The organism is Corynebacterium sp. HMSC06C06 (genome assembly GCF_001807295.1).
GTDB lineage: Bacteria > Actinomycetota > Actinomycetes > Mycobacteriales > Mycobacteriaceae > Corynebacterium > Corynebacterium striatum.
This window is the reverse complement of sequence record NZ_KV788505.1, coordinates 158,581-166,815: the sequence shown is the minus strand read 5'-3', so window position 1 is coordinate 166,815 and position 8,235 is coordinate 158,581. Positions and strand designations below refer to the sequence as shown.

The window sequence follows — 8,235 nt, the reverse complement described above, 5'->3', positions numbered from 1 at the left end:
AAAACCAATGGTGCAACGACGCCTAGAATCCGCCTATTAGACATTGACGCCTGCGTTGCGCAGCATCTCCTTGACCGGCTCGAGGAGGGCCGGGTTAGACTTAGCGACCATTGCGAGAGCCTGGACAACCGCAGCGACGCCGGTCAGGGCGACGGAGATCCAAGAGAAGACTTCCTTGGTCCCCTCAGATGGGCGAGCGGACTGTGCCCACTCCGGCATCTTCGACCATTTTTCCTCTTCCTTGGCCTTATCGGCAGCGTTTTGCTCTGCAGCAACGCAGTCCGGGGTCTTCGGCATGCCGGAGGAACCGTAGCCGTTGAAGATTCCCTTGAGCAGCTCCTGTGGGCCCATGAAGGAAGAACCTGCGGTGCCGTTCTCAAAAGCATCCTTGTGGGCCTGCTTAGCTTTATCAACCTGAGCTTGGCATTCAGCGGACAGTTCCGGTGCGGGAGCGGCTGGAGCGGCGTTAGCGGCGACAGGGGTGATGAGAGCAAGACCGGCGGCGCAAGCGGCGACCAAAGTCGTGGAAAGTCGCATAAGAGTTAGTTCTCCTTGAGAGTTGGCATCAAAGCCGATGGGATTTAAATCTCCTATACCATAGCAAGGTCTTTATAACTTGGAGAAATCTAATTGTCTAAAAGTATTTTTCCAGTTCGGAACGCAGATTTTCAGGCAAGACTCGCAGAATGAGGGTGGTGGCCTGAGAGAATCCATCGGTGCTGAAGTCACGGTTGTTGACGTAGGTGGTGAACTTAGCATTTGCGGGCTCGGTGACGTCGTAGACAAAGATGCCGCCAAGGCGCTCAGCGCCAACGAACGCGTAGGTCTTGTAGCCCACCTTGCCGATGGCTAGTGCTTCTGGTTCAGGGCCCTTGTTATCGGAACGGTCGTCGAACTCCGCGGACTCGTTGTCGGCGTTGTGGTTGAGAACGGCCTCAGCATGCAGCTTGGCGCTGATTTCCTCGAACTGGGAGCTAGAGTCGAAGACGACATTGCCAGCTTCATCGTAGATGCTAAACGAGCGCGTTCCATAGGAGTAGACCTCGTCGAAGCAACCCTTTTCCTCATTCCAGCCAGAAGCGTTAGTGACCTTCAAGTTGCCAGCGACCTTCTTGTTGGCAACTTCGTCAAGGACGACGTCGCCAAGCGCGCCCTCGCACACCTTGCCTTCTTTGATGAGGTCCTTGAGTTCGGTCTCTTCGGTGTAGACATCGGTGCCGCCCTCGTCCTCGGCAACGCCCCATTCACGCGCGTCGCCCTCGTTCGCGGTGGCGAAGTAGGTCTTAGCGCCGGCCTTGAATGCGCCGATGGAATCCGGCATGGACAGGCCCTTGACGCCTAGGGTGCGCAGCTGCGCCGCGCCATCCTTGTTGGAAGTATCGAGTGGAACCTGCGAGTGATCAGTGATGTGCGCAGGAAGAATCTTGGTGACCGTCGCCGAGGCGATGTCGAGGACCGCGATGGCGTTGGCCTCCTGAATCGTCACATAAGCCACCCCGTCCGCAGAGGTGATGTACTCCGGCTCGAAGTCGATGGAAGGCTTAGCGTCGTGCGCCTCCGGGCCGAATACACGTATGCCTTCTGGCAAAGTGGTGCCGTCGAAAGCACGGAAGTCTGCGATACGGGCGTCTGCCTCGGTGGGCGCGCTGACGGTCTTGGGCAGGGCAATTACGGAGACCGAGCCCTCTGGGTCCACGGCGTAGTCATCGCCAGTGGCGTTGAGCTCGTTGGAGGGCTCGCCCTCGTTCGCCAGCAGCGCGTAGGAACCATCTGCAGTGATGTGCACGTTGTCAGGCAAGGAGCCAACGCCGACGCGGCCCAACTCCTTGCCGGTGCTGACATCGAAGAAGAGGGCTTCGCCCTGCTGCGTCTTGTCGGCTTGCTGTACGGCAGCAACTGCCAAGCCATCGCGGCGTACGGCGACGGAATTGATCTCTTTGTCTCCGCCTGCGGAGACAGTGGAACCCTTCTGTGGATTCGCGGCGTCAGTTTGAGGCCGGCATTTTCGGCAGAGTGCTCGACTGGCTTGGCCACGATTGCAGCGTTAGCTGGAACTACCAGGGGAGAACCCCGGTAGCTGCAGCTGCGCACAGCGCAAGGACGCGGCGGCGAAGGGGGAAACGGTCAGCGTGAATCACGGTTGTGCGCTCCTTTGAAGAAAAAGTTGGAGAGAAGGCATGAGAAAAGTAGGCCGCGCAATGGTTTATAGCGGGCTCAAAGCGCCTCGAGATACCTTTGCTACTCAAGATGAGCGGTGCAGAAAATTAACGCAACGGCGAGGGAAGTTTTAAGTTAAATTCCGGTTAATCGGTCGATTGCTAGGTAATGTGCTCCGCGCCAGCGCTGCGCGCTAAACTTGGCACCTATGACTGATACCTCCGTTGCTTTTGAGCCTATCCATGCCTCTGATATTCAAATGGCGCAGGCGCGAATTAGCTCGGAAATTGCGCCCACCCCGCTGCAGTACTGCCCGCGTCTTTCCCTTGAGACCGGCTACGAGGTCTATCTCAAGCGCGAGGACCTGCAAGACGTGCGCTCCTACAAGATCCGCGGTGCGCTCTTTGGTATCTCCAACTTGTCGGAGGAACAGCGCTCCCACGGCATAGTGACCGCCTCTGCCGGCAACCACGCGCAGGGCGTGGCCTTTGCCTGCCGCTCCATGGGAATCCAGGGCAAGATTTTCGTCCCAGAGCCAACGCCGAAGCAGAAGCGCGACCGCATCATGGTTCACGGTGGGGACATGGTGGAGCTGGTGGTCACCGGCGCCAACTTTGACGAGGCGGCAGCTGCCGCGCATGCCGACGCCGCCGCCCGCGGCGCCATCTTCATCGAGCCCTTTGACGCCCGCGACACCATCACCGGCCAAGGCACCGTGGCCGCAGAGGTCCTCTCGCAGCTGTCCGCCCAAGGCAAGTCCCTCGATACCATCGTCGTTCCTGTTGGTGGCGGCGGGCTCATCTCCGGCATCACCTCTTACCTCGCGGACATGGCACCGCGAACGGCGATCGTGGGGATTGAGCCGGCGGGCGCGGCGTCGCTAAGCGCGGCGTTTGATGCAGGTGAACCCGTGACCTTGACAACCGTCGATCCCTTCGTCGATGGTGCCGCAGTCAAGCGCATCGGAGCGCTGCCTTTCCAAATACTGGAGGCAAACCAGGGGCGCCTGCACTGGGATATCGCTTCCGAGGGCCTGGTGTGCACGGAACAGTTGGGGCTCTACCAGAACGAAGGAATCATCGCCGAGCCTGCGGGCGCCTTGTCCGTGGCGGGTTTGCGCGAGCTGAAGCTGGCTCCGGGCAGCGTGGTCGTGTGCGTTATCTCGGGCGGCAACAACGACGTCCTGCGCTACGCGGAAATCATGGAGCGCTCCCTGGTCCACCGTGGTCTGAAGCACTACTTCCTGGTCAACTTCCCGCAGGAACCGGGCCAGCTGCGTCACTTCCTGCAGGACATCCTGGGGCCAGATGATGACATCACGCTCTTCGAATACTTAAAGCGCAATAACCGTGAGACGGGTGCAGCGCTGGTGGGCTTGGAGCTTGGACGCGCCTCGGACATCGAGGGCTTGCTGCAGCGCATGGCCGATTCCAAGATTAACGTGCAGCAGCTCAAGCCGGGCACCCCGGAGTATGACTTCCTCGTGGCTTAGGTACGCTAATTAGCTGTGCTGACTAGCTATGAGCGCCCCGCGCTGGGGCAGGTGGAAAACGAGATTGAGATTAAGCGTTCGCGCTTCATCACGCTCGTGGACCGCGTGACGAATGAGGAGGAAGCACGCGCGTTCATCGACGCCGCGCGGGAGCGCTTTCCGGACGCCCGTCACCATTGTTCGGCGTATATCTACCACGTGGATGGGGCGAACCCCGTGGAGCGCTCCTCCGATGATGGCGAGCCCTCCGGAACCGCCGGAAAGCCCATGCTCGATGTGCTCAAAGGCTCCGGGATGCTGGACCTGTGCGCGGTCGTGGTGCGCTACTTCGGCGGCGTCAAGCTGGGCGCGGGCGGCTTGGTCCATGCTTATGGCGGCTCCGTGAGCGAGGCGATCGAGCTTGTCTCACGGAGTACGCGTGCTCTGCGCGAGCTCTACACGGTGGAGTTTTCTCATGCCGATGCCGGGCGCTTGGAGGCGGAGCTGCGCAACCGCGGATACGACATCACTGATACCGCCTATGGGGCAGCGGTGGTCTACACGCTCGCCATTGAGCCGGGCGGCAAAGAAGACCTGGATGCCACGATTGCGGCGCTGACACAAGGCGTGGGTCAGGCAAAGGAAGCCGGTACCGCGTGGGTGGAGCTGGCTAGCTGACGCTGCGCTAGAATAGCCGCTATGACTATGCAGCGACGCCCTAACAATCCGATCGAGCTTAAGAAGCAACAGGTACGCAAGTACTCCCGCAATGCGGTGGTTTCCGTGGTGGGCGGTGTTGCTGGTGGCGTGCTGCTCGGCTGGGCACTGACGGGCTTTTGGACCTGGATGACCTTGGGCCTCATCGTCGCTGTGGTCGGCGGTGTCTACAACTGGACCAAGGTCCAAAAGATCGTCAACGAGAACAACAACCGTTAAGCGCGGTTTTCCTTTAGCCATGCCCCTCCAACCTGACTCCAAACCTGTCCGCATTGATGCGTGGGTGTGGTCTGTCCGCATGGCCAAAACTCGTTCGGAGGCCGCAGACGCAGTCAAGGCCGGGCACGTCAAACTCAACGGGAACGCCACCAAGCCCTCGCAGCAGGTGGTTCCGGGGGATCGCGTGCGAATCTGGCGCAACCACCACGAGCACGACCTCGAGGTTCTTGCAACCGTGTCGAAGCGCGTGGGTGCTCCCATCGCGCGCACCTGCTACATCGACCACGCGCCGCCGCCACCGCCTAAAGAGTTCATGCCTTCGGTTCCGGTGCGCGAGCGCGGCTCCGGACGACCCACCAAGAAGGAACGCCGCGAGATGGATAAGTTCCGCGGCGGCTTCCGCTAGTCCTGCTTTGCCGTATGCGCGCGGTAGTTTTGTAGCGCCTTGAAGCGGCCAGCTAGGCGGCGCTTGCGATCGTTGCGGTCGCCGACGTCGGCAGTGGCGTCGATGTGTTGCCTGCCGAACTTGTTGAGCAGTAGATCGTCGATAAGGCGCACTTGGCCCGGGCGGAACCTGTAGCGAATGGCGTCGTGGACGAACGCAATGTCGCCTGCGTTGAGCAGCGCCTTGAGCTGGCTCATCGTGGTAATGCCGTTGAGCTCGAGAATCTCCAACAGGAAGCGGTAATGCTCGGAGCGTGAACGCGGAAAGCGGCCGCCTACCAACACTGCCAGAACGCCGGGGAGGGTCTCGGGGCTAAGCTCTACGTCCTCACTGGTATCCGTGGAAGGATCCTTGAGAGCAGCGATCTCGTCGAACTGCTGGTCTGCGAGCTCGATGAGACCCGCCGCCAGAGTAAACAAACGGTCCACCTGCGCCGAAGGCACGGACGTGCCCTGCTTGTAACGGATATCGTGCTCGAACTCAGCCCACGCGTGCTGCAGTACGGTGCGGATCTGGACCTCGAAAGTCCAGCCCTCGTAGGCCGCGAGCTCCTCGATAGCGTTAGTCACGCGCAGCACCAAGTGGTGGGAACCGTAGCCAAAGCCGCCGGAGATGCGGGTCTCTGCCGCTTTGTCCACTGAGCGGACCACGGTGAAAGAATCACCGAGCACCTCCAGCGCCTGCGGAATCGCGGTGGAGTGAAAGACCGTCACACGCACGCCGAGGATATCGTGAATATCGTCCCAGGGATTGGGATAGTAGGCCTCGCCGTTGGCGTGGCGCTTCTTGGCTTTGGCTTTCAGCGAAGGCCAGCGCTTCACGCGGGTAGAGACGCGGTCGAAGATGACGCCGGCGTCGTTAAGCAAGTCCTCGATGGCGTCGTTGAACTCGTCCGCGGCCTGGGGATGCTGCCGGACCCAATCGTGGTACTGGTTGCTCAACTTAGAGATGGTGGATTCGCTCACCCTCGCCGGCCTCCTGACGCCTCTTGATACGGGCCCGCGGCCAGACGGTGGCGCGGGCATAATGTTCCTCTACACTTCGAGAGGAAATCCGTTAGCCCATACTAGTGGCTGCGGCGACAATACCGCGCCGCGCAACCGCCTTTGCTCAGACAGCTTCTGAGACCAGTAACGCGCTCGCTCGATTGGTGCATCCTTGAGCGCGATGACGGTGCGGCGATCCGGGATGAGGTAGGTTATCTTCTGCGCGCGGATGAGACGCCGCAGATGCTGGTCCAGGATGGCGAAGGTCTGTGGGTGCGCCAACCACGAGCTCGTTGGTGCGCCCAGGGCCTCGACCTGGACTCCTCCGGTGCAACCAGGCAGCAGCTCGGTGGCGCGGCGGGTGCGAAACTCGAGGCCTTGGTCTGTTAGCGCGCGGCGTTGTAGGTTCGCCGCTGCAAGGTCCCATGCCTGCCGTGTGGACAGACTGAGCTCCCCAAGGGTGCGATGCGATACCCAGGCCAATGGGCCGCTTGACGATGCCGCGCCCGTAGGGTCCGTCGAATACTCATCGCAGTGCAAGAATAACATCGATAGCTCCCGCGAAAGCTGCACCCCTGCGGGCGTATCGCCGAATCCTTGGTCCGTGAGAGTAACGCCGTTGAAGTCGATGCGCCGTGCAAGAGCAGGCAACAGCCCGGCAAGAGTGATCGCCTCAAAATCGGGACCAGAATCCAAGTTCGGGAACTTGGGGTGAAAGTGGCGGTGTTGGTGGGAGAGTGGTGCGGTGATTGTAGTGGTCATGGCGAGGACATTCCTTGAGAGCAAATCTTGGTGAGAGTCTGCCTTTGTTGGACTGGGCTCGCCCGCAAATGGTTCCCTAAACCTGCGGAATTATTTAAATCCCCGCGCAAGAAGTCTAGAAGGGCGGCTGGGCGTCGAGCTGCAGCTCTTCAAGAAGCTTGGAAGCAGGCCACAGCTGGATTTCCTGGCCTTTCTCGATGAGCTCCTCCGCACGCTTTTCTTTGGAGGTCTTCGTCGCCCATTCGCCCAACACCAAGATGGTGGTCTTCTTCGTGACGTTCTTGCCCACCTGACCGCCACGTTCGGCGATGCCGCGCCATAGCAAGCCCTTGTCGAAGGGCTCAAACTCACCAGTCAAGGTAACGTTCTGGCCAAACAGCGCGCCTTCGGGATCGGCATCAAGATTCGGATCTGGGATGGTATCCGGAGTAGCCACGGACTGCCACGGGGCGGGACCGCGGTTGGTCTTCTTTGCAGAAGAGCTCTTTTTGCTGGACGTGCCTGCGCGCCGGGTGTTGTCGCGGAAGTCCGTTCCGGCTCCGAGGTCAGCCGCAGAAGTTGGCGCGGTGTGTGCACGCAGCACCGGGATAATCGCCGCGGAATCGAGCTTGCCCAGCGTGAATTCGCGGTGTCGGAACAGCTCGTGGATGGAGCCGGTGTGCCCGAAACGGCGAGCCAAGTCCACGACGATGACGCCAGCAGCGCGCGCATCCGCGGTGGCCTCGTGGTGCTGGAAATCCTCCGCGCCGCAGAATGATGCCACCGTGGGCAGCTTGTGGTTAGCCACGTCGATCACGCCGGCCTTCGAGGCGTCACGAGCCAAAGCCAACGAACAAGCCAGAGTGATTTCCGGAATGGAGGCGCTGGCCTTGAGCAGGCCGCTGCGCAGTGCAGTCGAATCAAACTGCGCGTTGTGGGCCACGAGAACATCCTCGCCCAGGAACTCAAAAAGCTCCGCCGCGGCCGCAGCAAAAGGTTGGGCATCCGCGACATCCTCGGGCGTGATGCCATGAATGGAGATATTGATGTCGGCGAATTCCTCAAGGCCCGGCGGGGGAGTGCACAGCCAGGTGCGTGACTCCACTTCCTGGCCATCGCGGAAACGCACCGCACCGATCTGGCACACCGAGCCCCAGTTGTCGTTGGCCGTTTCCACGTCAACTGCCGTGAAGTTCAGCCCGGTGACTCCAGCACCGCCCGCGGGCGCCTCGCCCTTGAGCGCCGCCTCCACCGCCCGTGCAAAAGCGGCGGCATCCTGATTCGGTGCGAAGAGCACGCGCTTGTCGACGCCGTCTAGCTCCACGTACCCAAAGCTCGTCGCCGATGGCTCGGTGACGGTCACACCGGTGACTTGGTCAAGCTCGATGCGCTCTTGCTTGGCATGCCCCAAGGAAGCCGCGAGCAATGAAGCAGAAAACACGAGCTCCTTAGTGGTGACATCGACATGGGTGCCGTGGGCGTGAAAAGACACGAACTAC

At 60.8% G+C, this 8,235-nt stretch carries 9 protein-coding genes; 4 read left to right on the top strand and 5 right to left on the bottom strand.

Annotated elements, in window-relative coordinates:
- Nucleotides 1–36: 36 nt before the first annotated feature.
- Both HMPREF3153_RS09435 and HMPREF3153_RS09430 read right to left on the bottom strand, forming a co-directional pair.
- A complete protein-coding gene (locus tag HMPREF3153_RS09435; protein ID WP_046645238.1) occupies nucleotides 37–537 on the bottom strand; it encodes a hypothetical protein in 501 nt (166 codons plus the stop codon).
- A 97-nt stretch (nucleotides 538–634) separates the two neighbouring features.
- A complete protein-coding gene (locus tag HMPREF3153_RS09430) occupies nucleotides 635–1,903 on the bottom strand; it encodes a choice-of-anchor I family protein (RefSeq protein WP_371440906.1) in 1,269 nt (422 codons plus the stop codon).
- Between the two features lie 462 nt (nucleotides 1,904–2,365).
- On the opposite strand from HMPREF3153_RS09430, the gene ilvA reads away from it, so the two are divergent.
- The 4 genes from ilvA to HMPREF3153_RS09410 are packed head-to-tail and all read left to right on the top strand — an operon-like array spanning nucleotide 2,366 to nucleotide 4,970.
- On the top strand, nucleotides 2,366–3,649 hold the full coding sequence (gene ilvA, locus HMPREF3153_RS09425; protein WP_005528764.1) for a threonine ammonia-lyase IlvA: 1,284 nt from the start codon (nucleotides 2,366–2,368) through the stop codon (nucleotides 3,647–3,649).
- 15 nt (nucleotides 3,650–3,664) lie between these two features.
- Nucleotides 3,665–4,306, top strand: coding sequence for a YigZ family protein (locus tag HMPREF3153_RS09420; RefSeq protein WP_046645239.1), 642 nt, complete (start codon nucleotides 3,665–3,667; stop codon nucleotides 4,304–4,306).
- 21 nt (nucleotides 4,307–4,327) lie between these two features.
- The gene (locus HMPREF3153_RS09415) at nucleotides 4,328–4,564 is read left to right on the top strand and encodes a hypothetical protein (RefSeq protein WP_005528768.1); all 237 of its coding nucleotides are present in this window, start codon (nucleotides 4,328–4,330) and stop codon (nucleotides 4,562–4,564) included.
- Nucleotides 4,565–4,583: 19 nt separating this feature from the next.
- The gene (locus HMPREF3153_RS09410) at nucleotides 4,584–4,970 is read left to right on the top strand and encodes an RNA-binding S4 domain-containing protein (protein WP_046645240.1); all 387 of its coding nucleotides are present in this window, start codon (nucleotides 4,584–4,586) and stop codon (nucleotides 4,968–4,970) included.
- On the opposite strand, the gene HMPREF3153_RS09405 is transcribed toward HMPREF3153_RS09410, so the two are convergent.
- The 3 genes from HMPREF3153_RS09405 to HMPREF3153_RS09395 all read right to left on the bottom strand — a co-directional run bounded on the left by HMPREF3153_RS09405 (nucleotide 4,967) and on the right by HMPREF3153_RS09395 (nucleotide 8,228).
- Nucleotides 4,967–5,974, bottom strand: a complete 1,008-nt coding sequence (locus HMPREF3153_RS09405; protein WP_070420658.1) for a GTP pyrophosphokinase — start codon at nucleotides 5,972–5,974, stop codon at nucleotides 4,967–4,969. The genes HMPREF3153_RS09410 and HMPREF3153_RS09405 overlap by 4 nt on opposite strands.
- Before the next feature lie 69 nt (nucleotides 5,975–6,043).
- The gene (locus HMPREF3153_RS09400; RefSeq protein ID WP_246817185.1) at nucleotides 6,044–6,757 is read right to left on the bottom strand and encodes a hypothetical protein; all 714 of its coding nucleotides are present in this window, start codon (nucleotides 6,755–6,757) and stop codon (nucleotides 6,044–6,046) included.
- 115 nt (nucleotides 6,758–6,872) lie between these two features.
- Nucleotides 6,873–8,228, bottom strand: coding sequence for an exonuclease domain-containing protein (locus HMPREF3153_RS09395; protein WP_070420657.1), 1,356 nt, complete (start codon nucleotides 8,226–8,228; stop codon nucleotides 6,873–6,875).
- Nucleotides 8,229–8,235 lie beyond the last annotated feature (7 nt).

Excerpts from the sequence above, each read along its gene's own strand:
- HMPREF3153_RS09435 (WP_046645238.1), bottom strand. The coding sequence starts at position 537 with ATGCGACTTTCCACGACTTTGGTCGCCGCTTGCGCCGCCGGTCTTGCT.
- ilvA (WP_005528764.1), top strand. The coding sequence starts at position 2,366 with ATGACTGATACCTCCGTTGCTTTTGAGCCTATCCATGCCTCTGATATT.
- HMPREF3153_RS09415 (WP_005528768.1), top strand. The coding sequence starts at position 4,328 with ATGACTATGCAGCGACGCCCTAACAATCCGATCGAGCTTAAGAAGCAA.
- HMPREF3153_RS09410 (WP_046645240.1), top strand. The coding sequence starts at position 4,584 with ATGCCCCTCCAACCTGACTCCAAACCTGTCCGCATTGATGCGTGGGTG.
- HMPREF3153_RS09400 (WP_246817185.1), bottom strand. The coding sequence starts at position 6,757 with ATGACCACTACAATCACCGCACCACTCTCCCACCAACACCGCCACTTT.